Origin of the sequence: Lachnoclostridium sp. An196, from assembly GCF_002160135.1 — a bacterium.
GTDB classification, from domain to species: Bacteria; Bacillota; Clostridia; order Lachnospirales; family Lachnospiraceae; genus Hominiventricola; species Hominiventricola avistercoris.
In genome coordinates this window covers 47305-73432 of sequence record NZ_NFJZ01000013.1, presented here as the reverse complement: position 1 = coordinate 73432, position 26128 = coordinate 47305, and the positions used below count along the sequence as shown (strand labels likewise).

At 52.7% G+C, this 26128-nt stretch carries 26 protein-coding genes; 17 read left to right on the top strand and 9 right to left on the bottom strand.

Annotated elements, in window-relative coordinates; translation table 11 throughout:
* The 4 genes from B5F29_RS14120 to B5F29_RS14105 all read left to right on the top strand — a co-directional run bounded on the left by B5F29_RS14120 (position 1) and on the right by B5F29_RS14105 (position 6136).
* Positions 1–672 (top strand): DUF4194 domain-containing protein, encoded by a 672-nt coding sequence (locus tag B5F29_RS14120; protein ID WP_087155277.1) that lies wholly within the window; start codon positions 1–3, stop codon positions 670–672.
* A complete protein-coding gene (locus tag B5F29_RS14115; RefSeq protein WP_143449165.1) occupies positions 632–4111 on the top strand; it encodes an SbcC/MukB-like Walker B domain-containing protein in 3480 nt (1159 codons plus the stop codon). Before B5F29_RS14120 ends, B5F29_RS14115 begins: the two co-directional genes overlap by 41 nt.
* On the top strand, positions 4038–5198 hold the full coding sequence (locus tag B5F29_RS16895) for a Wadjet anti-phage system protein JetD domain-containing protein (protein ID WP_242955682.1): 1161 nt from the start codon (positions 4038–4040) through the stop codon (positions 5196–5198). Before B5F29_RS14115 ends, B5F29_RS16895 begins: the two co-directional genes overlap by 74 nt.
* Positions 5199–5284: 86 nt before the next feature.
* On the top strand, positions 5285–6136 hold the full coding sequence (locus tag B5F29_RS14105) for a nitroreductase family protein (protein ID WP_087155276.1): 852 nt from the start codon (positions 5285–5287) through the stop codon (positions 6134–6136).
* Between the two features lie 10 nt (positions 6137–6146).
* Here the strand turns inward: B5F29_RS14105 and B5F29_RS14100 are convergent, their stop codons facing one another.
* Positions 6147–6500 carry a DUF3784 domain-containing protein gene (locus B5F29_RS14100; RefSeq protein ID WP_242955680.1) on the bottom strand — a complete coding sequence of 118 codons (354 nt, stop codon included), beginning with the start codon at positions 6498–6500 and terminating at the stop codon, positions 6147–6149.
* 151 nt (positions 6501–6651) lie between these two features.
* Between B5F29_RS14100 and B5F29_RS14095 the strand changes: the two genes are divergently transcribed.
* The 5 genes from B5F29_RS14095 to B5F29_RS14075 all read left to right on the top strand — a co-directional run bounded on the left by B5F29_RS14095 (position 6652) and on the right by B5F29_RS14075 (position 13023).
* Positions 6652–7269: a TetR/AcrR family transcriptional regulator gene (locus tag B5F29_RS14095; RefSeq protein WP_087155259.1), complete on the top strand. Its 618-nt coding sequence runs from the start codon at positions 6652–6654 to the stop codon at positions 7267–7269.
* Between the two features lie 289 nt (positions 7270–7558).
* Positions 7559–9337, top strand: a complete 1779-nt coding sequence (locus B5F29_RS14090; protein ID WP_087155258.1) for an ABC transporter ATP-binding protein — start codon at positions 7559–7561, stop codon at positions 9335–9337.
* On the top strand, positions 9334–11076 hold the full coding sequence (locus tag B5F29_RS14085) for an ABC transporter ATP-binding protein (RefSeq protein ID WP_087155257.1): 1743 nt from the start codon (positions 9334–9336) through the stop codon (positions 11074–11076). The genes B5F29_RS14090 and B5F29_RS14085 overlap by 4 nt, the downstream gene beginning before the upstream one ends.
* Positions 11077–11228: 152 nt before the next feature.
* Positions 11229–11654, top strand: a complete 426-nt coding sequence (locus B5F29_RS14080; RefSeq protein ID WP_087155256.1) for a MarR family winged helix-turn-helix transcriptional regulator — start codon at positions 11229–11231, stop codon at positions 11652–11654.
* A 4-nt stretch (positions 11655–11658) separates the two neighbouring features.
* Positions 11659–13023 carry an MATE family efflux transporter gene (locus B5F29_RS14075; RefSeq protein ID WP_087155255.1) on the top strand — a complete coding sequence of 455 codons (1365 nt, stop codon included), beginning with the start codon at positions 11659–11661 and terminating at the stop codon, positions 13021–13023.
* A gap of 23 nt (positions 13024–13046) precedes the next feature.
* On the opposite strand, the gene B5F29_RS14070 is transcribed toward B5F29_RS14075, so the two are convergent.
* On the bottom strand, positions 13047–14105 hold the full coding sequence (locus tag B5F29_RS14070; protein WP_087155275.1) for a PTS transporter subunit IIC: 1059 nt from the start codon (positions 14103–14105) through the stop codon (positions 13047–13049).
* Positions 14106–14203: 98 nt separating this feature from the next.
* Positions 14204–14719, bottom strand: coding sequence for a transcription repressor NadR (locus tag B5F29_RS14065; protein WP_087155254.1), 516 nt, complete (start codon positions 14717–14719; stop codon positions 14204–14206).
* Between the two features lie 187 nt (positions 14720–14906).
* Here B5F29_RS14065 and B5F29_RS14060 point away from each other — a divergent pair, with 187 nt between their 5' ends.
* The 5 genes from B5F29_RS14060 (at position 14907) to B5F29_RS14040 (ending at position 19442) form a co-directional block, all read left to right on the top strand.
* A complete protein-coding gene (locus B5F29_RS14060; RefSeq protein WP_087155253.1) occupies positions 14907–15248 on the top strand; it encodes a cupin domain-containing protein in 342 nt (113 codons plus the stop codon).
* Positions 15249–15264: 16 nt separating this feature from the next.
* A complete protein-coding gene (locus tag B5F29_RS14055) occupies positions 15265–16134 on the top strand; it encodes an SseB family protein (RefSeq protein WP_087155252.1) in 870 nt (289 codons plus the stop codon).
* Between the two features lie 177 nt (positions 16135–16311).
* Positions 16312–17478 (top strand): COG1470 family protein, encoded by a 1167-nt coding sequence (locus B5F29_RS14050; RefSeq protein WP_242955679.1) that lies wholly within the window; start codon positions 16312–16314, stop codon positions 17476–17478.
* A 13-nt stretch (positions 17479–17491) separates the two neighbouring features.
* Complete coding sequence (locus B5F29_RS14045; RefSeq protein ID WP_087155250.1) at positions 17492–18499, top strand: ABC transporter ATP-binding protein; 1008 nt, start codon at positions 17492–17494, stop codon at positions 18497–18499.
* A complete protein-coding gene (locus tag B5F29_RS14040; RefSeq protein ID WP_087155249.1) occupies positions 18393–19442 on the top strand; it encodes an ABC transporter permease in 1050 nt (349 codons plus the stop codon). The genes B5F29_RS14045 and B5F29_RS14040 overlap by 107 nt, the downstream gene beginning before the upstream one ends.
* Positions 19443–19516: 74 nt before the next feature.
* Here B5F29_RS14040 and B5F29_RS14035 read toward each other — a convergent pair whose 3' ends face one another.
* Both B5F29_RS14035 and B5F29_RS14030 read right to left on the bottom strand, forming a co-directional pair.
* Entirely contained in the window at positions 19517–20173 is a 657-nt protein-coding gene (locus tag B5F29_RS14035) for an SdpI family protein (RefSeq protein ID WP_087155248.1), read from the bottom strand.
* Positions 20160–20441, bottom strand: coding sequence for an autorepressor SdpR family transcription factor (locus tag B5F29_RS14030; RefSeq protein ID WP_087155247.1), 282 nt, complete (start codon positions 20439–20441; stop codon positions 20160–20162). Before B5F29_RS14030 ends, B5F29_RS14035 begins: the two co-directional genes overlap by 14 nt.
* A 370-nt stretch (positions 20442–20811) precedes the next feature.
* Here B5F29_RS14030 and B5F29_RS14025 point away from each other — a divergent pair, with 370 nt between their 5' ends.
* The gene (locus tag B5F29_RS14025) at positions 20812–21417 is read left to right on the top strand and encodes an ECF transporter S component (RefSeq protein ID WP_242955678.1); all 606 of its coding nucleotides are present in this window, start codon (positions 20812–20814) and stop codon (positions 21415–21417) included.
* A gap of 21 nt (positions 21418–21438) precedes the next feature.
* Entirely contained in the window at positions 21439–22389 is a 951-nt protein-coding gene (locus B5F29_RS14020; protein ID WP_087155245.1) for a P1 family peptidase, read from the top strand.
* Here B5F29_RS14020 and B5F29_RS14015 read toward each other — a convergent pair.
* Complete coding sequence (locus tag B5F29_RS14015) at positions 22386–23189, bottom strand: ABC transporter permease (RefSeq protein WP_087155244.1); 804 nt, start codon at positions 23187–23189, stop codon at positions 22386–22388. The two genes, B5F29_RS14020 and B5F29_RS14015, sit on opposite strands and share 4 nt — an antisense overlap.
* On the bottom strand, positions 23182–23946 hold the full coding sequence (locus B5F29_RS14010) for an ABC transporter ATP-binding protein (RefSeq protein ID WP_087155243.1): 765 nt from the start codon (positions 23944–23946) through the stop codon (positions 23182–23184). Before B5F29_RS14010 ends, B5F29_RS14015 begins: the two co-directional genes overlap by 8 nt.
* 132 nt (positions 23947–24078) lie before the next feature.
* On the opposite strand from B5F29_RS14010, the gene ybaK reads away from it, so the two are divergent.
* On the top strand, positions 24079–24564 hold the full coding sequence (gene ybaK, locus B5F29_RS14005; RefSeq protein ID WP_087155242.1) for a Cys-tRNA(Pro) deacylase: 486 nt from the start codon (positions 24079–24081) through the stop codon (positions 24562–24564).
* A 47-nt stretch (positions 24565–24611) separates the two neighbouring features.
* Here ybaK and B5F29_RS14000 read toward each other — a convergent pair whose 3' ends face one another.
* Positions 24612–24917, bottom strand: a complete 306-nt coding sequence (locus tag B5F29_RS14000) for a hypothetical protein (RefSeq protein WP_087155241.1) — start codon at positions 24915–24917, stop codon at positions 24612–24614.
* A 66-nt stretch (positions 24918–24983) separates the two neighbouring features.
* Positions 24984–25949, bottom strand: coding sequence for a carbohydrate kinase family protein (locus B5F29_RS13995; RefSeq protein ID WP_087155240.1), 966 nt, complete (start codon positions 25947–25949; stop codon positions 24984–24986).
* Positions 25950–26128: the final 179 nt, after the last annotated feature.

Sequence of the window (26128 nt, the reverse complement as noted above, 5' to 3'; positions counted from 1 at the left end):
ATGGTATCTTATTTGGAAGAACTGACGGTGACGGAGGCGGAAAATCTGAAGAAGACGATCCGGGATCTCTTTCGCCAGACCTGCATCCTGCAGGTAAAATACGATCCGGTGACACTGACGCCCAGAGACAATCCCAGGTATGAGATCTGTATGCGCCACCGGGGATTTATTGAAGATTATCTGTCTGTGCTGGGATGCGGGCTGAAGCATGATCCTCAGGAACATATCTTCCGGCTGGAAGGAGAGGGCGTTGCTGCGGAGCGTATGAGCATGACCACGACGCTGCTGGTGCTGCTGCTCAAATTGATCTACAGAGACAAGATTCTGGGAGAAGGGTTGAAAGCAACCGTAACGAATCTGGCGGAGATCCGGGAATACGGGAAAAATACGAACCTGATCACCAGAAAACTGACGGCGGCAGAATGGAAAGAAGCATTGTATCTGATGCGTATGCATCAGATGATTGATCTGCCGGGAGCAGTCCGGGATGTGGAAGACCATACGCCCATCTATATTTACGGAACGGTGAACCTGTACTGCACTTCGGCGGATATCCGCGATCTGGTAGAAAAATACCGGGAAGAACTTCAGGAAGAGCAGAACGTGCAGGACACGGAAGAGGAGGAAGACTTTGAAACAGGCGAAGAAGATATTTACCCGGATGCTGATTAACAACTGGGGCGGAATCAGCCATAAAGTGCTGGAATTCCACGAATATGTCAATCTGTTCAGCGGTAAGAGCGGATCTGGGAAATCTACGGTCATGGACGCGATCCAGGTGATCCTGTATGGAAGCCTGTCCCCGTCTTTCCTGAATAAAGCGGCGGACGACGCCAGGAACCGCAGAAGCGTGCTCAGCTATCTGCGCGGAGCACAGAAGGACGGCACGGCGAACCGTGAGCATATGGATTTCTGCTCGCATATCGTGCTGGAGCTGACAGACACAGGGACAAAGATTACGACCTGCTTCGGGGCGGCATTTGAAGTGGGAAAAATGGACCAGGATATAAAAAAATACACGTTTTTCAGCCACAGCGGCCCGCTGCCGGAAAATGAATATCTGGACGAGGACGGAGTCCCCTATTCCATAGCGAAGATCCGGAAGCTGACCGAGGAGCGAAAGAATTCTTCCTGGAACCGGGGCAGGGGAGACATAAACCGGCTGTATCCGTCCAATGAGGCATATATCAACACGCTGTGCGACGTGATCCTGGGCTATGTGGAGCCGCGGCGCCTGGCGACGATGGAAAAGAGCGCGATCGCACTGCGGATGACCAACGGTACGGGGCAGTTTATCCGGGATTATATGTTTCCAAAGAGCAGGGAGGATACGGTCGGTACCATCAGCGACCAGCTGGGAGCGTACCGGGAGATTAAGGAGCGCGTGGACGACCTGGAGCACCGGATTGGGCTGCTGGACGCGGTCCATGAGGCGCATGTGAACCTGACGAAGACCAGGGCGGACATGGTGCGGATCGAATCCATTCTCCGGATCATTGAGATTGAAGGGCAGAAGGCGCGTCTGGAAGCCAGAACGCAGGATCTTTCCGATGCGGTCCGCCGGATCGAAGAACTGGAAAAAGAAAAAATATCGCTGGAAACGGCACAGGAGGATCTGCGCTCGGAACTTGTGGAGGTGGAAGCCGGACTGAAAGCCAGCGACTACGGACAGAAGAGACGGGAACTGGACGAGGTCGGCCGTACGGCGGAACTTCTGGCAGGAAACAGCCGTCAGTGGAGAAGGATCCTGGACGGCCTTGGCGGCTGGACGGAGGACGGCCCGGCGTCGGACTATGTGAGCAATCCTGCGCTTCAGCTGATCGAGGAGTTCCGAAAAGGGAATGTGACGGAAGAACGCTGCGGTGAGCTCCGCCGGAGGCTTGGCGAGGCCAGAGACGCGGTGAGCGAAGAGATCCAGGAGCTGAATATCCGGAAACGGGAGCTGGGGCCGGAGCTGAAAGAGAAAAAGGAGATCGTGGAGGATCTTAAAAATGACCGGAAACCGTATGACGCAGGTCTGAAGCAGGCAAGGACGAAACTGGAAGACGCGCTGAAGATGCGCTACGGCAAACGAATCCCGGTATATGTCTTCGCGGATCTTTTTGATATTGTGGACGAAGAGTGGAAGAATGCAGTGGAAGGCCGTATGGGGCGCGTTAAGTACAGCCTGATTACTGCGCCGGAATATGCGCTCACGGCGGCGGAGCTGTTCCGCGGGATGCGCCAGTATGAGGACGTGGAGCTGATCAATACGGCGGCGGTCCGCAGAGATCAGCCGCAGGCCCTGGAAGGGTCTCTTTATGAGGCGGTCCGCGCGGAAGAGCCGTATGTGGACCAGTGCCTGAAATATTATCTGGGAAGGATCATAAAATGCCGTACAGTGGAGGAACTTCACCAGGTGCGCGACGGCGTGACGCCGGACTGCTATTCTTACAGCGGCTATCGGTTCCTCCATTTGAAAAAGAAGGATTATACCCTGCGCGCCTGCATCGGCACGAAGGTTTCCCGGGCAAAGCTGGAAGAACTGGAGCAGGAAGTACGCAGGCTGGAGCAGGAACTTCAGGAGCTTTTAATCGAGGAACATGGTCTGAAAGAAGTTCAGAGCTACGAATCGCTGAATCAGGATCCGGCACAGCTTACCGCCTGGTCCAGGGCAGCCGGACAGCTGGAGGAATGTCTGAAAAGACAGGAAAAACTGCAGAACGAGCTGAAGGAACTGGAGGACGGCACGCTGGTGGCGGATCTGAAACGCAGAAGAGAGGAACTGAAGGAGAAAATTTCCGGGACCGGACAGAACCTTGCTTCGGTTCAGGAAGGACTTCTGCAGAAAAACGGAGAAAAGATCCGTGCGGAAAAAGACATCGACGGTTATCGGGAAAAATTGGAACAGCTGACGGAGGGATTTACAGCAAATGCAGATCTGGAGGCGGAGGTGCAGGAGGCCCTGACCGCGCAGGCGGAAAGCACCTATCGGAGCCAGAAAAACCGGGAGCTTATGCAGCTGAAGGAGCGGGAACAGGAAGAGAGAGAAAGCCGTATGAAAGCGCGGATGCGCTTCAACCGGGAGTATCCGTCCTATGATTTCAGCGGCGAAGAGCAGGAAAATGACGTCTACGACCGCGTGCTGGATCAGTGCCGTCAGGATTTTGAGCCTGAGTACCAGGAAGAATTCCGGAAGCAATGCGATCTGGTTTACCATACTTTGCGGGAAAATGTAATTGCCACGATCCATGGAGACATCAAGGCGGCGTACCGGCATGCCAGGGAGATCAACCGGCTGCTGGCGAAGATCCGTTTCTCGGACAGTATTTACCAGATCGAGATTCTGCCGGCGGAAAATGAGAACGGACAGTTCTATGAGATGCTGACCGCGAAGGAACTGGACAGCAAGGTGACGGACGACCTGGGCTTTGAAGGCCAGATGAGCCTGGGAGACGATGATTTTTACCGGAAATACGAGCAGAAGATCCAGCTGCTGACGGAGAAATTCATGCCTCCGGCCGCAGACCAGGATCCCCGCCAGACTGCGAGACAGAAACAGGAGATGGAGCGGTATGCGGATTACCGGAGTTATCTGACCTTCCGCATGTACGAACGGGTGGAGGATGAACACGGCGTTGTGAAGAAGAACCCGGTGGACGAAATGGCCGGAAGAGATTCCGGAGGAGAGGGCCAGAATCCCAAATATGTGGCGCTGCTGGCGGGTTTTGCCATGCTCTATATGCAGCAGAGCAGCAGGGATTCCAAGATCCGCCTGGTGCTTCTGGATGAGGCGTTCTCCAAGATGGACAAGGAGCGCAGCGAAGTGTGTCTGCGCTACGCACGGGAGCTGGAGCTGCAGCTGATCGTCTGCGTGCCGGACGAAAGGCTTCAGTCGCTGATCCGGAACGTGGACTGTGTCTACGGATTCCGCAGGCATAAAAATCAGATTTCCATGATGCATATTGATAAAGGCGATTATCTGAGAATGGTGGAAGGAGAACCGGATGGCGGAGAAGAGGCGGCCGGTGACGCTGGCGAAGCTGTGGATCCGGAAGATGGATACGGAGGCCTACCGGGCGGGGAAACTGACGGGCTGGAAGCATCCGGAGATCACGCAGGAAATTATTGATACAGTAGGAGGCCGGAAAGCGCTGATGGAGCAGATCCGCGCGCTGGAAAAGGAAGGATTGATCCAGGTCACGTACCGGGACATGGGAAGCGATGTGAAAAGGATCGATCTTCCGGTGGCGGCAGTGGAAAAGCTCTGCCAGAGAGAAGGCATGGAGGATTCCAGGCAGAGACAGCTCCGCTATCTGGAAGAAGTGAGAGCCTGGAGCGCGCCGGTGCAGGAGGTTCCGTGGCTCCGGTCATACTATGAAGACCTGATCCGGAGACTGGAAGCCGGAAAGATTGTGAAGGAGCCGGAGGATCCGGATCTGTTCCGGTGCCTGAATACGCTGACAGAGCTGAAAGAACCCGTATGGGAGCGGGTATTCAGCTGTATGGTATTTAAAAATTCTAAAAAGTTCCGGAGCGGAGGCTGCCGGGAAAAAGTGATCTCAGTTCTGAAAAACGGCCTGTACGGATGTCCGTTCTATGAAGAAGGCATGACGGACGATGGACTTCTGGCCGCCTGCGGGATCCTTACTTATTCCCAGACTCTGGAATGGAAAGGGCCTCTGCAGTATCAGATCATGGAAGTTCAGGCGGATACTTCGATGCTCCGCTATGGATGTGTACTGAATGCCCAGACACTGGAGCATGCAAAGATCTCCGGGTGCTCCGGCTGTGTGAGCACGGTAATGACCATTGAAAATAAAACAAATTATGAGAACATGGCCTATGCAGAAGATACCCTGTATATATACTGTCATGGATTTTTCTCCCCGAAAGAGCTCCGGTTCCTGTCCGGATTATGCAGCGTACTTCCGGCAGGAGTAAAGTATCTGCACTGGGGAGATATGGACTATGGCGGGATACGGATTTACCAGTATATAAAAAGGCATTTATTTCCGGAACTGATTCCGTACCGTATGGGAGCCCGGGATTTCGAGGAAGCGATTCGTATGGGAGCAGGAATCGACCTGGAAGAGAGCGCAAAAGAAAAGCTGGAAAACATGGATGCGGGAGAGCTGGACGGGCTGAAACAGGCGATCCTGCGGACCGGAAAGACGGTGGAGCAGGAGATGCTGCTGGCAGCTGCATGCAGCCGCTGACTTTTTTGACAGTTACCAAAAAGTGCCTACTTTTTCTTAAGAAGGAAAGAATTACAATCATATTAAAAAGAAAGAAGTGTGACTGTATGAATAAGGCCGAATTTATGGTCAGCGACAAGTGCGTCGGCTGCGGGAAATGCACGAAGGTGTGTCCCGGCGGCATACTTTTTATGGGAGAAGACAAACGTCCCCATATGAAAGCGTTTGAAGAATTCGGATGGAACGGGTGCTGGAGATGTGAGCATTGCCTGGCGGTCTGTCCGGAGGGCGCGGTAAGCATCTTCGGACACAGACCGGAAGACAGTCTTGCCGCGCCGGATCCGGACACAGCGGCGGAAGTTGTGGATGCGGTCGTGACAAACCGCCGCTCCTGCCGCCGGTATCAGAAGCGCGGTGTTTCCAAAGAATTGATCCATGATATGGTGTGCAGGCTTGCCAACGCGCCGAATGGTGGAAATAAGCAGCAGGTGGAATATACCTTGATAGACGATGCAGAACAGATGAATTCTTTTCGAAACATCGCTTATAGAGAGATGGAGCGACTTGCGGAGCAGGGCATCTATCCGGAAGGGTTCGGGAAAGACGCCTATGAGGACATGAAACAGTGGGAGAAGACCGTGCGGCCGGACATGCTGTTCTGCGGCGCGCCTCATATTTTGATCCCTCATGCGCCGCTGGGGAAAGGAGAACCTGTACAGGATGTTATTATCGCAGGGACTTATTTTGAGATCATGTGCGCGTCCAGGGGTCTTGGAACCGTGATGATGACGTTTCCGCTCAGCGTCCTGAATCTGATGCCAAAGATCAGGGGGATGCTGGAGATCCCGGAAGATCATTACGTGGGTATGATCATCGGCTTTGGATATCCTCAGATTCCGTATGCGAGAGGAACGCAGCGGAAGGTGGAACCGGAGCGGATACACCGGCTCTCTTTTTAAATCTGCCGTTTCACTTCTCTAATTTTGTCCTTTTTATACATAGCCATATAAAAAGAATAATCCAGATCCCCCATGCCAATATGCACCCGATACCGGGTTTTACGAGATCGATGGCTGCTCCGCACAGAAACGGAACAGCCATAATCGTCATGATTTTTCCATAGATGCGGCACATGGCTTTTTCTTCATCCGGGCTTTTCCTGTCATTTTCTGAGCACATATTGTACCCTGTCAGGAGATTGCATGCTTTCCCCTTTGACTTATAAAAATATCTTCCAAATAAAAACATACAAAGCGCCATCATCAAATCGATGGAGATTGTGATCACCTGAGCCATGGGGACTCTCCTTTCTGGAATTCTCATTTTATATTACCTGCTGCCATTGTCGTCGTCAAGGGTGTCTTTTTTTCGCACGAGACGATTTTCAATACTGAGGAATCTTCTCAACTGCAGTTCTTGACATAAATATAACACCGTTATATCCTAAATACAGACAACGACAGGGGGATCACGGATGGGAGAAGAGAGATCCGCTACGCTGGAGCGGATACATGAAGCGGCGAAAAAAGAATTTCTGGAAAAAGGATTTCTCGGCGCTTCCTTAAGAACGATTGTAAAGCTGGCCGGAGTGACGACCGGCGCGTTTTACGGATATTACCGCAGCAAGGAAGAACTGTTCGAGGCGCTGGTGGGCAGGCAGTATGAGATGTTTATGGGATTCTTCCGCAGGGCGCAGGAAGATTTTGCGGCGCTGCCGCCGGAAGAACAGCCGGAAAACCTGGGAGATATCAGCGGGGCCTGTATGCTGGAGATGCTCCGGTACGCTTATGACAACCTGGAAGAATTCAAGCTGATTCTCTGCTGCTCGGAGGGAACTCGCTTTGCGGGTATGGCGGACGAGATGGCCGAGATCGAGACGAAAGCGACGCACGATTACCAGGACATTCTGGAAGGGCTGGGGCGCCCTTCGCCGAGGATAGACCCGAGGCTGGAGCATATCCTGATCACAGGGATGTTTAACGCTTTTTTTGAACTGATTATCCATGAGATGCCTCTTCATGAGGCGGAAAACTATCTGGCAGAGATGAGGGCATTTTATACGGCGGGCTGGATGAAGATCATGGGACAGTAACCCATGGAAGCAAAGGGCAGAGGACGGCTCCGCCCTTTCTTTTGAAAGATAAGTTAGTCTAAACTAATCTTAGATATTCGGAAGCACATGCTTCCTGTATCATAAAAAACTTACAACTGTTCAGAACGGCACATCTTCTTGTCCGGCCTTGGCCGGACAAGAAGCATCGGATGTCCATCCGATGTGAAAAGGGGGACAAAAGCATGCTTATAAGCAAGCTTAACGCCTGCTTTTGCCCCTTTTCCCGCCGTTCTGAACTGTTACAAAATCTAATTAAGGAGGGAGTTCCTTGAAAAAACAGTCAAATTTATCAAAGCTGCTGAGCTATGCCAAAGGACATAAGAAGCTCACCATATTGGGATGCACGCTGTCCGGCGTCGCGGCGGTGCTGGGACTGGCGCCCTATGTCTGCGTATGGCTGGTGGCGCGCGGCGTATTGTCGGCCTACCCGGATGTGAGCGGAGTCCAGGGAGTAATCCGCTGGGGATGGATGGCCGTGTGGTTCGCGGTCGCGAATATTGTGGTGTATTTCGCGGCATTGATGTGCACGCATATCGCGGCGTTCCGTACAGCCCGCAATATCCGCCGCACAGGAGCGGAACATGTGATGAACCTGCCTCTTGGCTTCTTTACCGGAGACCAGTCCGGACGGCTGCGGAAGATTATCGATGACAACGCGGCGCTGACGGAGGATCTGCTGGCGCATAAGCTGCCGGATCTGACGGCGGCGGTGGTCACTCCGGCGGCGGCCATTATCCTGCTTTTTGTCTTTGACTGGCGGATGGGCCTTCTGTGCCTGCTGACCATGGTGCTGGCCATGGCGTGTATGATGAGCATGATGGGCGGAAAGAACGCGGGATTTTTTCACCGTTACCAGAGAGAGATCGAGAAGATGAGCGGAGAAGCGGTGGAGTACGTCCGCGGCATTCCGGTGGTGAAAGTATTTCAGCAGACGGTGTATTCTTTCAAAGCATTTTACGCAGCCATCCAGTCCTACAGCGACCTGGCCAGCCAATACGCCATGAGCTGCAGGAACGGGCAGACCTCTTTTCTAACCTGCATCAACGGCAGTTTCGCTCTGCTGATCCCGGCGGCGCTTCTGCTGGCTTCCGGAGGAAACGGCTGGGAAGTGCTGGCAAATTTTATATTCTATGCGCTGTTCGGACCTGCCTGCGGAGGTATGATCAACCGAATCATGTATGCGTCCGAGTCTGTGATGGAAGCAGATGAGGCTATGATGAAGCTGGATGAGATCCTGCAGGAGAAGCCGCTTCCAGAGACAAAGAGGTTCGGAAAGCCCCATGGATCGGAAGTGGTGTTTGACCATGTGACGTTCCGCTATCCCGGCACGGAGAGGCCGGCGCTTTCGGATGTGAGTTTCCGGGTAAAAGAGGGTTCTGTTGTAGGCCTGGTAGGACCTTCCGGCGGAGGAAAATCCACGGCGGCCGCGTTGATTCCCCGTTTCTGGGATGCGGAGAGCGGAAGCATCCGGATCGGCGGAGTGGATGTGAGGGAGATGGAGAGCGGCGATCTGATGCGCCGGGTGGCGTTTGTCTTTCAGGACACGAAGCTGTTTAAGGTGAGTCTCCTGGAAAATATCCGTATGGCGAGGCCGGATGCGGGCCGGGAAGAAGTGGAAGCGGCAGCCAGGGCCGCTCAGTGTGCGGATATCCTGGAGAAGCTGCCTCAGGGGCTGGATACGGTAGTGGGAACCAAAGGCGTCTATCTCTCCGGAGGGGAAGCCCAGAGAATCGCTCTGGCCCGCGCAATCCTGAAGGACGCTCCGATCATCGTCATGGACGAGGCCACCGCATTTGCGGATCCGCAGAATGAAGCCCTGATCCAGAAGGCGTTCGGCGAACTGACCAGAGGAAAAACGGTGCTGATGATCGCTCACCGGTTGACCACTGTGCGGAATGCGGATTCTATCCTGGTACTGGAGAAAGGAAAACTAAAAGAACAGGGAAATCATGAAGAACTTCTGGAAAAAGACGGCCTGTATGCGGAGATGTGGAAAGATTACCAGCAGGCGGCCCGGTGGAAGGTCGGAAAGGAGGAATCCAGATGATTGACAGATTGCAGCATGTATTTGCGCTCAGTGAGAAAGGGGCGAGAGACTTTGTTAAAGCGGTCCTCTGGTGCTTTGTCTGCAACATCAGCCTGATGCTCCCGGTGGGAGTCATTATGGCGACGATTCAATATCTTTTGAACGTCCTGGAGAACGGTGAAAATACCATGGACAGATGGTGGGTATATACGGGGATGGCGATTCTGGTGCTTGCGGTGCTGTTCATACTGCACTATTTCCAGTATGCGGCGCTGTATCTGGCTACTTATCAGGAAAGCGCCAGCCGGAGGGTCAGTCTTGCAGAAACTCTTCGCAAACTGCCGCTGAGTTTCTTCGGGAACCGGGATCTGAGCGACCTGACGGCTACGATGATCGCGGACTGCTCCAGTCTGGATCAGATGTTTTCCCATTATATTCCGCAGCTTTTCGCGTCGATCTTCTCCACGCTGTTTATCGGCATCTGTATGTTCTGCTTTAACTGGAGGATGGCGGCGGCCGCGCTCTGGGTACTGCCGGTGGCGGTGCTTCTGACGGCGGGATCCAAAAAGCTGCAGGATACCTTCGGGACGAAAAATATTCTGGCGAAACGTGCCGTAGCGGATAATATACAGGAATGCCTGGAAAATATCCGGGATATTAAGGCATGCAGCCGTCAGGAGGCCTATCTGAAAGGGCTGGATGAAAGGCTGGAAGAGGCGGAACGCTGCGCGATCCACTCGGAGCTGATGACAGGCGTATTTGTGTGCTCGGCACAGGCGTTCCTGCGGATCGGGCTGGCCACTACCGTGCTTACCGGCGTGGGGCTGATGGCGAAGGGAGAGCTTAGTTTCCTGTATTTCCTGGGATTTCTGTTCGCGGCCGCCAGGCTGTATGATCCGCTGGGGCTGGTGCTGCAGAATATCGCCGCCACATTCAGCGCGAAGCTGAACATCAACCGGATGCGCGCAATCCTGGAGCAGCCGGTACAGACCGGAAGCAGCGAGTGCGATCCGGACAATTTTGATATTGTATTCGATCATGTGAAATTTGCCTACCGGGAAGATGAAGGCGTGCTGGAGGATGTGTCGTTTACCGCGAAACAGGGGCAGGTCACGGCGCTGGTGGGACCTTCCGGCGGCGGAAAGTCCACGGCGTGCAAGCTGGCGGCCCGCTTCTGGGATATCCAGGGAGGAAAGATCACGCTGGGCGGCCTGGATATCTCCAAAATTGATCCGGAAACGCTCCTGAAGCATTATTCATTCGTGTTCCAGGATGTGGTGCTGTTCCGGGATACGATTCTGGAAAATATCCGTCTGGGGCGGAGAGGAGCCACTGACGAGGAAGTATACGCCGCTGCCCGGGCAGCCCGCTGCGATGAATTTATCCGGGAACTGCCGGACGGCTATCAGACCATGGTGGGCGAGAACGGCTCCACGCTCTCCGGCGGGGAGCGCCAGCGGATTTCCATCGCGCGGGCGCTTCTGAAAAACGCGCCGATCATCCTGCTTGACGAGGCAACTGCATCCCTGGATGTGGAGAACGAGACGGCGGTGCAGGAGGCCATCTCCAGACTGGTGAAAGACAAGACGGTGCTGATCATCGCCCACCGTATGCGCACGGTGAGCAGCGCGGACCGGATCGTGGTGCTTGCGGACGGAACGGCGGCGGAACAGGGAACTCCGGAAGAACTGTATCAGAAGAACGGGATCTATACCCGGATGGTGAAACTGCAGACAGAGAGCGCGCAGTGGAATCTGTGACGCTGCTTTAGAGACGACAGGGCGCCGGGAGACGTATGGAATACGTCCTGGCGCCCCGTTTGGAAAAGAGAGTTCTTTTTATTGACATTATAAAATATTTGCACTAATATAGTTAGGAACCGAAGTAATTAAAAAGACGGGAGGCCATGGAAATGGAAACAGGAAAGATGATCAACCGGATCTCCAACCGGCTGAGAAGACGCTCCAGAAAAGTGCAGGAAACAGTGGGCATCTCCGGAGCCAGGGGAAATATCCTGGATTATATTCTGGTGGAGAGCGAGAAACACAATGTCTATCAGAAAGAGATCGAAAAAGAGTTTGGCCTGCGTCCGTCCACAGCCACGGAAGTGCTGAAACACCTGGAAGAAGAGGGGCTTATTGTGCGCATCCCGGATGAGGATGACGGACGGTATAAGAAGATCGTGTTTACAGAAAAGGCGGAAGAGATCCAGAATGCCCTGCGCCGGGAGATCGTAAGATCCGAAGAGATCCTGCTGGAAGGGATTTCACCGGAGGAGCAGGAGATATTTATGAAGATTACGGCTAAGATGCTGGAAAATCTGGAACGGGAGGAATGAACATATGGACGAACATGAATTGATGGGAAAGGCGCCGATTCCGAAGGCTGTGATGAAGATGGCGGTGCCCAGCGTGATCAGCAGTCTGGTGACTGTGCTCTATAATATGGCAGATACTTTTTTCGTGGGGCAGACCGGAGATCCGCTGCAGGTGGCGGCGGTCAGCCTGACGAATCCTATATTTATCCTGATGATGGCTTTTGCCAATATGCTGGGCATGGGAGGCAGCGCCGTGCTGTCCCGGGCGCTGGGAGAGAAGAAGGAGGAGCGGGCGAAGAATACCTCTTCTTTTGTGACTTACGCTTCCCTGATCATCGGTATTCTGTTCGCGGCGGTCCTGATCATTTTCATGGATCCGATCCTGGCTCTTTTCGGAGCAGACGAACAGACTTATGAATTTGCCAGAGGCTATACCTTCCATATCTCTTACGGCGCGCCGTTCATTATCTGGTCTGCGGCGGCCAGTTTTATTGTCCGGGCGGAAGGTGCCAGCAAAGAGGCGATGGTTGGAAGCATGATCGGTACCATCGCCAATATCGTGCTGGATCCGATCTTTATATCTGTCCTGGGACAGGGCACTGCGGGAGCCGCCATCGCCACGACCATCGGGAATGTGATGGCGAGCGCTTATTATCTGTGGTATTTCCTGAAGAAAAGCCATGTCCTTTCCATCCATTGGAAATATTTCAAAGCCGGGGCCGGCATACTGACCCAGACCTGTTCTTCCGGGCTTCCGACGGCGATATTTTCCGCCTTGATGAGCGTGTCCACGATCGTTCTGAACCAGCTTCTGGTAGCTTATGGAAATTCCCCGGTGGCGGCCATCGGAATCGTTTTTAAAGCCAACATGTTTATCACCTTCCTGCAGATGGGACTGGCAAACGGCGTGCAGCCGCTTCTGGGATACAGCTACGGAATGGGAGATATGGAGCGGTTCCGGGGTGTGGAACGGTATACCAAGAAGTGCTGCCTTATAGCGGGGGCTGCCGCCACGGTACTTTATTTTCTGCTCCGGGAACCGATCATCCGGATTTTCATCAGCGATGAGGAGGTCATAGCCTATGGGGTAGAAATGCTGGTGGCCTATATGCTGTCCGGACCGGTGATCGGCTTCCTGTTTGTGAATATGAACTGCATGCAGTCTGTGGGACATGCGTTTCCTGCGACGGTGCTCTCTGTGCTCCGGCAGGGTATTCTGCTGATCCCGCTTCTGTATCTGCTGCGCGCCATGTTCGGACTGGACGGTGTGATCCTGGGACAGTCTGTGACGGACTATATCGCGGTTATCCTGTCTGTAATCCTCTGGATCAGGATAAGAAAGAAACTGGAAAAACAGCCTTCCAGGACATCCGTACCTCAGTACAGCTGACAGAAAAAGAGACCTGCGCCGGATTATTCCAGCGTCAGGTCTCCTTTTTTGATCCAGCCCATACGGCGGAGAATTTCACAGAAAAATGTACTCAGCACGGCAGGCAGGATGAAGCAGATCAGGAGAAGGCCGATCCAGTCCATGGGTGTGATGGCAGCTTTGGCGCCGGATGCAATGTCTGCGAGCCATCCCGTGTAGACGCCGATCTGACCTACCAGCCCGCAGGTACCCATGCCGGACGAGACTGCCGGGCCATTCATCTGCATGGCGAAGATGCAGGTGGCGATGGGGCCTGTGATGGCGGATGCCAGTGTGGGCGGGATCCAGATCCGCGGATTTTTTACAATATTGCCCATCTGCAGCATGCTGGTACCCAGTCCCTGGGCCACCAGTCCGCCCCAGCGGTTTTCCCGGAAACTCATCACGGCGAATCCTACCATCTGGGCGCAGCAGCCTGCTACGGCGGCTCCTCCGGCAAGCCCGGTCAGGTTCAGGGCGGCGCAGATGGCCGCGCTGCTGATCGGCAGCGTAAGGGCGATCCCCACGATGACAGATACAAAGATGCCCATAAAGAAAGGCTGCAGTTCTGTGGCCCACATGATCAGCTGGCCTACCGCGTTCGCCGCGCTTCCGATGCCGGGAGCCCACCATGCGGACAGGGCGGTGCCGATCAGGATCGTGACAAGAGGAGTCACCAGAATATCGATCTTCGTCTCCTTGGATACGGCTTTGCCGAATTCCGCGGCGAAGATCGTGACTACCAGTACGGCCAGCGGACCGCCGGCGCCGCCCAGTTCATTGGCGGCCTCGCCCACAGCCAGCAGGGAAAAGAGCACCAGCTGGGGAGCCTGCAGGGCATATCCGATAGAGATCGCCATGGCAGGGCCGGATACGGCTTTTGCGTAGCCGCCTGCGGTGACCAGGAAAGGGATCCCGGCCTGCTCGCCCAATGTGGAGATGATCGTACCGATCAACAGAGAGGCGAACAAGCCCTGGGCCATGGCGCCGAGGGCGTCGATTCCGTAACGTCTGGCGGAAAACACGATATTTTTCCGCTTCATAAACTGCCGGACGGCAGACATCTGTTTTTCACTCATAACTTTCCTCCTTTGCACCATTACAGGTGACAAGACAGCTGTAATATCCTGAATAAGATATCACAGCTGTTGGGAAAAGTCAATTATGATTCTCTGAGTAAATACCCTTTTTTCAGCAGAATATTCTCGATCTGATCCAGGGCATGCTCCGAAGAAGCCTCTACAGTGTGCAGATGGATGCCGTCGGAGATGGGGAAGAGCGGACCGCTGCGGCTGTGTGCCAGACGTTCGCAGAAAAGTTCCACGTCTTTTGGGGAAGCCAGATTCAGATCTGCCCGAAGCTGCCCGTATACGTCATGCTCCACTGCCACGTCCAGCACCAGCCCGCCCAGGGAGACGATCGTCATAAGTTCATCGCGGATCTGGTCCTTCGTATGGCGCACCAGAAAAGCGCGGACGTATTTTTTCCCGGCAGGTTCGTAGAGCAGGTATCCCTGGGCTGTGGCAAGGATAGGATACCGGGTGCGCAGCAGCGCGATATCCTGTACGATTACCTGGCGGCTGACGCCCATCTGCTTTGCCAGCGCGCTGCCGGACAAGGGTTTATCTGCCTTTCCCAGTTCTTCTATGATCCGTTCTCTGCGTTCTTTTCCGTCCATGAAAGCCTCCTGTGCATTTCCCATGCCGGAGCAGAAAGAACTGTTCCGGCCAGTGAATATGTATACAGTGTACTATAAGTCCGGGGATGCGTCCAGCATCTTACTGATGTTTTCGCACTGGTAAAGTCGGCGTGTGCATGCTATAATACATTAGTATAATAGAAATTCAGGAAAAGAGGAAACTGATATGGTACGCAAAGCAGAGATCAAGACCGTGGAAGGACTTCGCGGCGGCAAAGGCCGTCTGGAGATGCACCACATCCTGAAGCCGGAGGAGCTTAACGGACATGGACGGATGTATGCGCTGGTAAAGATGGAGCCGCACAGCAGCATCGGTTTTCATGAACATATCGGAGAGACAGAGCCATATTATGTGATATCCGGTCACGGCATATTTATTGACAACGATGGAAGCCGCATCCCGGTGGGCCCGGATGATGTGTGCCTGATCGAGTGCGGGCAGAGCCATGGATTTGAGAATGATTCGGATGAAGAACTGGTGATGATGGCTCTGGTATATAACGAATAAGACCGGAGGATACAGAATGCCGACAGATATTATTGCGAAAAAGATCAAAGACTTAAATAAAGCTTATGCGATGTTTTCTCCGCTCACCAACATGCCCTATGTGGAATGCGAGGAAGAGAACTTTTATGACAGGGTGCGTCTTTATGAGGATGAGGAGGATGCCAAAAAAGCGGCGGAAGAGCTGGAAGACGACGGCATCCGGATCCAGGTCAGAGAATTGAAGGTACAGGAGATCTATGTCCCGGTAAATGCCAGGGAACCCAAGGGTCCGAAGAAAAAGATGTATCTGAACCATGTGCGCCAGCATATAGGGATTCTGCCGTTTATCGGAGTCAATGCGGTGGGGTATTGCCCGAAAGGCAGTGAGCTTTTGACTGTGGAGCTTTCCGGGATTCTTCCGGAAGGCTTTGAGGAAAAGGTGGGGAAAAATGCTCTTTATCAGCCTAATCTGCAGCTGACCGGACTGTATCTGATGCAGGAAGCCCGCCGCAAAAAAGAATGGGTGGATATGAAGCATCTGCAGGAGCTGGATGAAGAGTTCGGATCCAATCTGGCGAAATCCCGTCTCTTTATGGCAGTCCTGCCGCCGGAAGGACAGGAGAAGGAACAGAAAGTAAATCTGAAAGAATGCAGGATTCCTTATCTGAAGCATCAGAATGGAGACATTTTCTTTCCACTGTTTTCAGATATCTGGGAATATCAGAAATATGCCAAAGGAAATAAAACGCTCCGCCCGATCCAGATCCCGTTCGCGGATATTACGAAATTCTGGGTCAACGACGCGAAGGCATATATGCTGAATCCCATGGGCATGTCCCTTCCGCTTTCCAAAGAGATGGTGCCAAGGCTTTTACAGAAATTCGGAGTCAGTAAGAATCCGTCGTAAGAAGAAGTTTACAGGGCAGGGATACCGTTTTCATCAATGGTATCCCTGCCCTGTTGTTCCGCGGATAAACAGAAGAAAAAGCCGGAACCAGGACACAGAATTTTCAAAATATTTCCTCAAAATGAACATAAACATTTCCTAAAATAGCTATATCTATTTTAGGAGGATAAGATGGTTATGAGACAAAAAATCTACTCAATTTCTGCAGCATTTCTGCTGTTGTTTCTCACTGTGTTTTCATCATTCCCGGCTTTCGCGGCGGGCGGTCTGGAGTTTTACACGGATTATCCGGGGATCTCGGTAAAGGCCGGAGACAGTCAGACGATCAGCATGTATGTGTCCAATACCAGCGGCAGCGGCCTGGACGCGGATCTGAGCATCGTATCGATCCCGGACGGCTGGGAGGGTTATTTCAGCGGAAGCGGAAGCCAGATCAGCAGAGTCCATGTGGAGAACGGGGCGGAATCTACAGTTACTTTTAATCTGGAGATTCCGGAAGACGCGGCGGAAGGCGACTACACAGTCCAGCTGCAGGCGACTTCCGACACAGAGCTTACGGATGTGACGGATCTGGTTCTGAGCATCCAGGAAGTACAGTACGGACAGGGAAGCTTTGAGGCAGAGTATCCGGAGCAGGAGGGCGCTTCCGGGACGGCGTTCAGCTTCAGTACAACTCTTGTGAACAACAGCGCGGCGGATCAGTCCTACAGCCTGTCAGCGCAGGCTCCGGCAGGATGGCAGGTATCTTTCCAGCCCAGCGGCGAATCCACACAGGTGGCAAGCATTGAAGTGGCGGCTGCTTCCAGCGAGGGACTTACTGTGTCCGTAACGCCGCCGGAGAATGTGGAGGCCGGAGACTATACGATCCCTATCAGTGCCACATCTGCCAGTGATACGCTGGAAACAGAGCTGACCGTGACGATTACCGGAACTTACGCGCTGGAACTTTCCACGCCCAGCGGTCTTTTGAGTTTTGACGCTCATGCCAACAGGGAATCGGATGTGACACTGAGTATTACCAATAACAGTAATGTGGATTTACAGAATATTACTTTGACTTCTTCTGCGCCCACAGACTGGACGGTGACGTTCGACGAATCTTCAATCGAAGTCCTGGAGGCGGGTGCTACTCAGGAAATTACCGCTCACGTGACGCCGGGCGACTCGGCTATGACCGGAGATTACGTTACGACGATTACGGCAAGCTGTTCGGAGACATCTGATACGGCAGAATTCCGTGTGTCTGTGAAAACGGATACGATATGGGGGATTGTGGCTATCGTCATTATCCTTGCCCTGGTAGCAGGAGTCGGTGCTGTGTTCAAAAAATATGGCAGACGTTAGGCGGTGAACAGCCATGAAGGAGACGATTATTCAAACCATAGGTCTGACAAAACGTTACGGAGAGAAAGTAGCGGTGGACCATCTGAATCTGACGATTCAGAAAGGCGAAGTATTTGGCCTCCTGGGGCCAAACGGCGCAGGAAAGACCACAACTACCCTGATGCTTCTGGGACTGACGGAACCCGGCGACGGACAGGCATGGATAGACGGAAAAGACTGTACCAGGGATCCGATTAATGTGAAAAGGATTGTAGGATATCTGCCGGACAATGTGGGATTTTACAGTGATATGACCGGACGTGAGAATCTGTATTTTACCGGACGCCTGAACGGTCTGCCGGAAGATGTGATCCGGGAACGGACGGAAAACCTTCTGGAGCGGGTCGGTATGACAGATGCGGCGGATAAAAAGACGGGAACATATTCCAGAGGTATGAAACAGAGGCTGGGTATCGCGGATGTATTGATTAAGGATCCGGAGGTCATTATCATGGATGAACCGACGCTGGGCATCGATCCTCAGGGTATGCGGGATCTTTTGAGACTGATCCGGGAACTCTCAGAAAAAGACGGCAGAACAATCCTGATCTCCTCCCATCAGCTATATCAGATCCAGCAGATCTGCGACCGGGTAGGTATCTTTGTGGACGGGCGTCTGATTGCCTGCGGGACAATCGAAGAGTTGGGCCGGCAGATGGAGAGTGAAGGCAGATATACGCTGGAGCTTGCCGCCGAGCCGGATAATGACGCGCTGGTTCAGCTTATGAGCAGAATGGAAGGCGTTGATTCTGTAGAAAGGGAGGGCGAGCTGCTGATCGTCCGGTCCAGAGAGGATTTGAGAAGGAAAGCGACGCTTGCGCTGGCGGCAAACGGTTATACATTGCTGCAGCTTCGTCAGAAAGGAGGAGATCTGGATGAAATTTACAGCCGGTATTTTGAAAAAGCCGAAAAAGAACAGCAGTCCCGGACAGCTTTGGGAACGCGTTTTCCGAAGCTTGGACGCGGTTTTCGCAAGGAATGAAGATAATATCCGGGGACTTCACGCGCTTTATCAGAAGGAAATGATGGATCATATCCGAAGCAAAAAGTTTCTGATGATCCTGGTCCTGGTCTGTGTGACCAGCTATGCCAGCCTTTATGGGGCGCTTACCGGTATCACTTCTTCGGAAGGATCGGATTATCTGTTTCTGGCCCTGTACACTACGAGCGGGAGTTCTATACCCTCTTTTATGTCCTTTATCGCTCTCCTGGGACCGTTTGTAGGCGTGATCCTGGGATTTGACGGAATCAGCGGAGAGAAATCCGAGCGGACGCTGTACCGCATCGCCGCTCAGCCTATCTACCGGGATTCTATTATAAACGGGAAATTTCTTGCAGGGACCACGTTGATTTTCACGATGGTATTTGCCATGGGCGTCTCCATCGGAGCTCTGGGGCTTCTGTGCCTGGGGGTGCCGCCCAGCCTGGAAGAGATCGCCAGAATTTTTGTGTTTCTGCTCTTTACGGCAGTCTATATCAGTTTCTGGCTGGGATTATCGCTCTGGTTTTCGGTGATCTGTCAGAATGCGGCGGCCTCCGCCATGGCGGCAATCGGAGTGTGGCTGTTCTGCGCGCTGTTCATGGGACTGGTGGCCAGCATGATCGCCAATCTGGTGTATCCCGTGAATAATGAGATGCAGGCGCTTTACAATTCTTATGGAAATTATACACTGGAGCTGGATATCAACAGGCTTTCGCCGTATTATCTGTACAGCGAGGCCGTAACGACGATTATGAATCCCAGTGTGCGTTCCGTGAATGTGATCACGGTAGAGTCCCTGTCCGGAGCGATCAGCGGATATCTGAGCCTGGGACAGAGCCTTCTGCTGGTATGGCCTCACCTGGCGGGGTTGATCGCATTGATGCTGATTACATTTGCCGGATCCTACGTGTGCTTTATGCGGCAGGAGATTCGGGCGAAATAGAAAAGTTTTTTCTGCGCAGACGGCGCCCTGTCCTCCACAAAGGAGCAGGACGCCGTCTATTGTCGAAATAAGTCTCAGTGCTTTTCACTGTTTTGCTCCTGACGCCACCACACATAGGACATTACGCAGGGTATCAGAGCGGCCGCAAAGACAGCAGCTAAAACGACCGCGTACGCCGTCTCAGGGCTTGGGAGCAGCAGGGAGAAGATGACCAGTATCCCGGCGATGAAAAAACATTTTCCGCCCAGGCGCTGGCTTTTGCGCCAGATTTCTTCGCTGGACAGGGCCCACGGCGTCTTGACGCCGCAGAAAAAATTGCTTTTGAATTTAGGCATGATGTTGCCGATATACATAAACAGCAGTCCCACGGCGAGCATGACGACATACTGGACGGAGACTGTTCCGGGACGGAAGCTTTCTGTCAGGATGATTCCGGTCATGGCCAGGAGGAATAACTGTATAACTATGCAGAAACTGTCATAATATGAGCTGAACTTCTGGTAGTTCTGTCGTCTGGGATCAATCTTGGGCAGTACATCCAGGAGAAAAGCGATCAGGATACCCATGCCGCACATGAGAAATATTTCATACTTGGCACTGTAGGCAGCGGTACCGTCAAAGCTCCAGTTCATGGGGATCCGGTCCGGAAGAAGCGGATAAAAGACGCCGGCCAGCAGAAGATTGCAGACGGCAATGACATAATTCACGATACGAAGTTTAGTGTTCCTCATGGTCAGACACTCCTTTCAGCGACATCATCCATTTCAGGATGTCGTCCAGTACGGTGGTATTTAAAGTATAGAAGATATATTTGCCCTTTTTCTCATCATCGATCAGACCGGCCTGCCGGAGGACCGAGAGATGGTGGGAGAGCGAGGCTCCGGTCATATCAAAGTGTTCCAGAATCTCGCCTACCGTCATGGGACCGGCGCGAAGAAGAGAAAGAATTTCCCGCCTCGTAGGGTCGGACAGCGCTTTGAAACTATCCTGAAATCCCATAAACATGCCTCCTTTTTCCATTTTTTCATAATAATTAGATGATTTTCTAAATGTCTAAATAAAAGATATCACAGAATCTCTTTTTCGTCAACAGAAATATATGGTTGTTATTTTGAACTGGTGTGTTATATTATAAGGGAACGTTATTCTTGCGAGAAAACGCATCGCCATATACTGTTTCTGATATCTTGATTCATATGGACATCCGGTTTAAAAAGTGCCGACCAAGGCGGCAACTCATATAAGGCCGTATGTCTGTTCTGTATGCAGGCTGACTGCGTTTTCACCAATTTCTAGAATCCCCAAAATTTAAAGAGCTGAAAGACAGGGGACGCGTATGCGCCGTTTTATCAGCCGGAAGGAGAAAAAAATGAGGAATAACAACACAACGGGCACTTTGTACATGGTGGAACTGGCATTGATGGTGGCGATCATCTTTATCATGGCCTTTACGCCGCTGGGGTATTTTCAGACCCTGGGTCTGTCTATCACTTTCCTGACCGTGCCGGTGGCGGTCGGAGCTATCCTGCTGGGGCCGAAAGGGGGTGCCGTATGCGGCCTGGCTTTTGGAATTACCAGTCTGATGCAATGTTTCGGCATTGGCTTTTTCGGAACTATGCTGTTCAGCATAAATCCTGCGGCGACGGCGTTTACATGTATTGTGCCGAGAGTTCTGGAAGGGTGGCTGTGCGGACTGATCTTCCGTGCCGCCAGAAAGGTGATGAAGAATGGAGCATATTTGACGGCAAGTCTGGCATGCCCGGTTTTGAATACAGTGCTTTACATGACTTCCCTGGTTGTATTTTTCTATCAGACGGATTATATCCAGGGATTTGCACAGACCTTTGGAACGACCAACCCTTTCCTGTTCGTGGTGGCGTTTGTGGGTGTCCAGGGATTGATTGAGGCGGCTGTATGCTGCGTGATCGCAGGCGCTGTGTCGCGGACGCTGGCGGTGGCGCTGAAACAGGTATAAGAAGAGGAGGAGATAAGAAGAATGCTGCATAGCGATGTACTGCAGGAGATTCCGGCAGGCCGGATCGAAGGCCTGAGGATAGGGAACGCTCAGGATGAGGAGGCTAAGACAGGAGTCACGGTACTTTTGTTTGATCAGGGAGCCAGGGTAGGAATAGATGTGAGCGGCGGAGGGCCTGCGTCCCGTGAGACTCTTCTGGCCGATCCGCTTACTGCGGACAATCCGGTCCATGCCATCGTGCTTTCCGGAGGATCTGCCTACGGCCTGGCGGCCGGAGACGGCGTCATGCGTTATCTGGAAGAACGGGGAGTCGGTTTTGACACCGGGTTTGCGAAGGTGCCTCTGGTCTGCCAGTCCTGTATCTATGATCTGGGCCTGGGAAGAGCCGATGTGCGGCCGGACGCCCGTATGGGATATGACGCGTGTCTGGACGCAGAGCATAACAGTCCTTTCTGCGGAAGCAGAGGCGCAGGAACCGGCGCTTCGGTGGGCAAGCTCTATGGAATGGAGCGGGCCATGAAGTCCGGACTGGGTATTTGTGCGGTGCAGGCAGGGGAGCTTAAGATGGCGGCGGTGGTGGCAGTCAATGCCCTGGGAGATATTGTAGATCCCTCGTGCGGACAGAGGATCGCCGGGCTGCGGACCGAAGATGGAACCGGTTTTGCAGACAGCTGCCGGGAGATGTATAAAATCAGCCGAAAGACAGATCTGTTTGCCGGAAATACCACGATTGGCGCTGTAGTGACTAACGGAAGGTTTTCCAAAGCAGAGATGGGGAAGATCGCTTCTATGACCAGATGTGCCTACGCCCGCTGTATCTATCCGGTAGGGACGATGGCGGACGGAGACACGATCTATGCCGCGTCCTGCGGAGAGGTGGAAGCAGATATCAATATGGCAGGAACGCTGGCTGCGGAGGTAATGGAACAGGCGATCCTGAAGGCAGTGCGTACTGCGCAGGAGGAAATCTAGAGTTTTCTGTTTTTCCGGATATGGTGCTCCAGCTTCTGGATCGCCTGATACAGGCAGAAGGCGATGAGGCAAAGGATGATCAGGGCGGCGATCAGATAGTTCAGCTTGAATACCTGGCTGGAGTATATGATGAGATATCCCAGCCCTTCCCGGGCGGCCAGGAATTCGCCGATGATGACGCCGACCAGACAAAGGCCGATGTTGACCTTCAGGATGCTGATGATGGCGGGTACGCTGGATGGAAATACTACGCAGCGAAGCACCTGCATGCGGGAGCCGCCGAGCGTGTAGATCAGTTTGATCTCTTCTTCATCTGTAGTGCGAAACGCTGTATACATGCTGATGATACTGCCAAATACTGCCACGGACATACCGGCGATGATGATCGTCTTCATGTTGGCGCCCAGCCATACAATCAGGAGCGGGGCCAGAGCTGATTTGGGCAGACTGTTCAGTATGACCAGCCAGGGCTCCAGGATCTCGGAGAGAGAACTGGAGAACCATAGAAGAGTCGCTGCCAGAAAACTGACCAGAATGACCAGGGCAAAACTCAGCAGAGTCTCATAAAGAGTGATGCCGGTATGGCGGAACAGGGTGTGGTCACCGCCCATTTCCAGAATTGTCTGCAGTACCCGGCTGGGACTGCTGAAGATAAAGGCATCGATCCATTCCAGATTGACACTGATCTCCCAGAGGACCAGGAAGCCGGCAAAAGCCAGGAAACGGCAGAGAGCGACCAGATGATGGTGGCGGCGGTGGCGGCGGATATATTCCGCCTGGCGGAGAGAAACATCAGGCATAGTGATTCAACTCCTTCCAGATTTCATTGAAATAGTCTTTGAATTCCGGAGCCTGCCGCCGCTCCATGGGAGTCAGCCCGTCTGCGGTGAATCGGATCTCGACGGTCTTGCGGACGGCGGCGGGGCGGCTGGACAGGATCAGGACCCGGTCCGCCATACTGATAGCTTCAGAAAGATCGTGGGTGACCAGCACCGCGGTCTTTTTTTCTTTTTGTATGATCTGATATACATCGTCGCAGACATTCAGACGGGTTTGATAGTCCAGGGCGGAAAACGGTTCATCCAACAACAGAAGCTGAGGATCCAGGGCCAGCGTCCGGATCAGCGCCGCGCGCTGGCGCATACCGCCGGACAGCTCGGAAGGACGGGCATTTTTGAATCTGGACAGGCCGTATTCTTCCAGAAGCTGATCCACATGGGAAAGATTTTCCGGTGTCATCCGGTTCTGAATCTCCAGTCCCAGGATGACATTGCGGTAGACGGTCCTCCATTCAAAAAGATGGTCTTTCTGGAGCATATATCCGATCTGGGTCTTGCCTTCTTCGGTATCTTGACGGATCTCGATGGTGCCCTGTTCCGGTTCCATCAGACCGGAGAGGAGGGAGAGCAGCGTGGATTTGCCGCAGCCGCTGGGCCCTACGATGGCCAGAAATTCCCCCTCTCCCACGGAAAAGGTGATATCTGACAGAGCCATGGTCTCCCCGCTCAGGGTATGGTACGCATAACTGACGTGACTGACATTCATCAGAGTGTCCATGAGCAGGCCTCCTTCGGAACCGGATGACGCTTGCGGGCGCGCCTTCGGTCGAATTATAATATAAAGTATGGAAATTCTTCGCAGATGTGATAAAGTATAGCCTGTAGAGAACATCTTGTGCGGAGGAAAATCATGGCGAAATCAAAAGAGATCAAGACAAATGCTATGCGTATCCTGGATCGGATGAAGATCCTTTATGAAGCGCATACGTATGAATGCGAAGAGTTCGTAGATGCGCTCCAGATTGCGGATATGCTGCATCTGCCATATGAAAAGGTATATAAGACGCTGGTGACGGTGGGAAACAGCAAGAATTATTTTGTGTTTGTGATTCCCATAGACAAAGAACTGGATCTGAAGAAAGCGGCAAAGGTAGTGGGGGAGAAATCCCTATCCATGATCCATGTAAAAGAAATCCAGCAGGTGACCGGTTATATCCGGGGCGGCTGCACGGCAGTCGGCATGAAGAAACAGTATGTGACCAGGATTGACGCGAGCGCTGAAAAGCTGGAAAAGATTGTGGTCAGCGGAGGAAGAATCGGAACACAGCTGGAACTTAAGCCGGAAGATCTGAGAAAAGCCGCGGGAGCGGAATATGCGGATGTGGTTGCGGAGTGACAGTGCCTGGGACTGTGCAAAATGCACAGTCCCAAATGTGTTTAAGATTATGCGAATGGATCCTCATCCGCAAAGTTGCCGGACACTGTCCGTTCCGTGCTCAGAGCCGCTTCTTTTTCTTTTATGCTCTGTTTATGGACGGAGATGGCGGTGCAGTATTCCATGACTTCTTCATCTACGGGTTCTCCGGCGGCAAATTTTTTGTAATAATGTTCGCCGATCTTTGCCTCCAGCTCCTTGATGGATTTGGTATCGTTCATGATCTGGGCTTTCAGCCGGGCGGTGTCGATGGCTTCGCCGGTTTTGTCAGCGGCTGTTCTGGCAAATTCATTGATTTTGTCTAAGAAATCCATATAGATCCCTCCTTAAAAATAAAATGACGGGCAGTAATTTCATGCCTTCCGGAATAATCGGCTGTTTTATGAGTGTGCAGCGAGAAAATCCAGCACTTCCTGCTTTTGCGGCATGACACGCAGAGCGCCTTTGCGTGTGGTGATGATGGATGCGGCGGCATTGGCGAAGGTAAGCATCTCTTTTAATTGATCGTCTGTCAGTCCTTTCAGTCCGTGATCCAGTACATAATTGATGACGCAGGCACAGAAGGTATCTCCGGCTCCGGTGGTCTCGATGGTATTCTTCTGAAGGAATGGGGCTGCTTCCACATACCCGCCGTTATAGTATGCCCGGCTTCCGTCGCCTCCCATGGATACCAGAATCAGCGGAATCGGAAATTCTTCACGAATCTTCGCAACGCCCCTGGTGAAATCCTTTTCTCCGGTCAGCCACTGGATCTCATTATCAGAGATCTTCAGCACATCGCATTGTCCCAGACCCCAGCGAACCTGTTCTTTTGCATTGTCGAGAGTATCCCACAGAGGCTCTCTTAAGTTGGGATCAAAGCTTACCAGTGCGCCGGATTCTTTTGCGATTCGAACGGCCTTTTTTGTTGCTTCCCGTACGCCTTCGTGGGTCATGGAGAGAGTCCCGAAATGGAAGAGGCGGGTATCCTGCAGCAGTTCTTCATTCAGTTCATCTGCGCGAAGCATCATGTCCGCACCCGGATTGCGGTAGAAGGAAAAATCCCGGTCTCCGTTTTCAAAAGTATGAACCAGAGCCAGAGTTGTATGTACCTGATCGTCCATCAACAGATTTTCTGTGCCGATCCCCAGGTCTTCCAGAGAATGTTTTAATGTGAGACCAAACTGGTCGTTGCCTACTTTTCCGATAAAGGATGTTTTTTTACCCAGATTGTTCAGCATGGAAAGCACATTGCAGGGAGCGCCGCCGGGATTGGCTTCAAAAAGACCGTTTCCCTGTTCGCTCAATCCATTCTGCGTAAAGTCGATTAAAAGTTCGCCCAAAGCGATCACATCATATGTCTTCATAGATAAACGCCTCCGATTGTTTGATGCCTTTATTGTACCGAATATTATCGGAAAAGAAAAGAGAAAAATGGAACTTAGTTTATATTCATCAGTTTATATTTAGTTTATTGAGTGAAGAGAAAATATATGATATTGTATGTTTGGCGGCGGCCAGTGCCGTTTATTATAGGATAATAAGG

Excerpts from the sequence above, each read along its gene's own strand:
- B5F29_RS14035 (WP_087155248.1), bottom strand. The coding sequence starts at position 20,173 with ATGAGGAACACTAAACTTCGTATCGTGAATTATGTCATTGCCGTCTGC.
- ybaK (WP_087155242.1), top strand. The coding sequence starts at position 24,079 with ATGGCGAAATCAAAAGAGATCAAGACAAATGCTATGCGTATCCTGGAT.
- B5F29_RS14065 (WP_087155254.1), bottom strand. The coding sequence starts at position 14,719 with ATGGACGGAAAAGAACGCAGAGAACGGATCATAGAAGAACTGGGAAAG.
- B5F29_RS14055 (WP_087155252.1), top strand. The coding sequence starts at position 15,265 with ATGCCGACAGATATTATTGCGAAAAAGATCAAAGACTTAAATAAAGCT.
- B5F29_RS14015 (WP_087155244.1), bottom strand. The coding sequence starts at position 23,189 with ATGCCTGATGTTTCTCTCCGCCAGGCGGAATATATCCGCCGCCACCGC.
- B5F29_RS14010 (WP_087155243.1), bottom strand. The coding sequence starts at position 23,946 with ATGGACACTCTGATGAATGTCAGTCACGTCAGTTATGCGTACCATACC.
- B5F29_RS14085 (WP_087155257.1), top strand. The coding sequence starts at position 9,334 with ATGATTGACAGATTGCAGCATGTATTTGCGCTCAGTGAGAAAGGGGCG.
- B5F29_RS14100 (WP_242955680.1), bottom strand. The coding sequence starts at position 6,500 with ATGAGAATTCCAGAAAGGAGAGTCCCCATGGCTCAGGTGATCACAATC.
- B5F29_RS14105 (WP_087155276.1), top strand. The coding sequence starts at position 5,285 with ATGAATAAGGCCGAATTTATGGTCAGCGACAAGTGCGTCGGCTGCGGG.
- B5F29_RS14070 (WP_087155275.1), bottom strand. The coding sequence starts at position 14,105 with ATGTCTGCCGTCCGGCAGTTTATGAAGCGGAAAAATATCGTGTTTTCC.
- B5F29_RS14020 (WP_087155245.1), top strand. The coding sequence starts at position 21,439 with ATGCTGCATAGCGATGTACTGCAGGAGATTCCGGCAGGCCGGATCGAA.
- B5F29_RS16895 (WP_242955682.1), top strand. The coding sequence starts at position 4,038 with ATGGATACGGAGGCCTACCGGGCGGGGAAACTGACGGGCTGGAAGCAT.
- B5F29_RS14000 (WP_087155241.1), bottom strand. The coding sequence starts at position 24,917 with ATGGATTTCTTAGACAAAATCAATGAATTTGCCAGAACAGCCGCTGAC.
- B5F29_RS14030 (WP_087155247.1), bottom strand. The coding sequence starts at position 20,441 with ATGGGATTTCAGGATAGTTTCAAAGCGCTGTCCGACCCTACGAGGCGG.
- B5F29_RS14025 (WP_242955678.1), top strand. The coding sequence starts at position 20,812 with ATGAGGAATAACAACACAACGGGCACTTTGTACATGGTGGAACTGGCA.
- B5F29_RS14045 (WP_087155250.1), top strand. The coding sequence starts at position 17,492 with ATGAAGGAGACGATTATTCAAACCATAGGTCTGACAAAACGTTACGGA.
- B5F29_RS14075 (WP_087155255.1), top strand. The coding sequence starts at position 11,659 with ATGGACGAACATGAATTGATGGGAAAGGCGCCGATTCCGAAGGCTGTG.
- B5F29_RS14120 (WP_087155277.1), top strand. The coding sequence starts at position 1 with ATGGTATCTTATTTGGAAGAACTGACGGTGACGGAGGCGGAAAATCTG.
- B5F29_RS14095 (WP_087155259.1), top strand. The coding sequence starts at position 6,652 with ATGGGAGAAGAGAGATCCGCTACGCTGGAGCGGATACATGAAGCGGCG.
- B5F29_RS14060 (WP_087155253.1), top strand. The coding sequence starts at position 14,907 with ATGGTACGCAAAGCAGAGATCAAGACCGTGGAAGGACTTCGCGGCGGC.
- B5F29_RS14050 (WP_242955679.1), top strand. The coding sequence starts at position 16,312 with ATGAGACAAAAAATCTACTCAATTTCTGCAGCATTTCTGCTGTTGTTT.
- B5F29_RS14040 (WP_087155249.1), top strand. The coding sequence starts at position 18,393 with ATGAAATTTACAGCCGGTATTTTGAAAAAGCCGAAAAAGAACAGCAGT.
- B5F29_RS13995 (WP_087155240.1), bottom strand. The coding sequence starts at position 25,949 with ATGAAGACATATGATGTGATCGCTTTGGGCGAACTTTTAATCGACTTT.
- B5F29_RS14080 (WP_087155256.1), top strand. The coding sequence starts at position 11,229 with ATGGAAACAGGAAAGATGATCAACCGGATCTCCAACCGGCTGAGAAGA.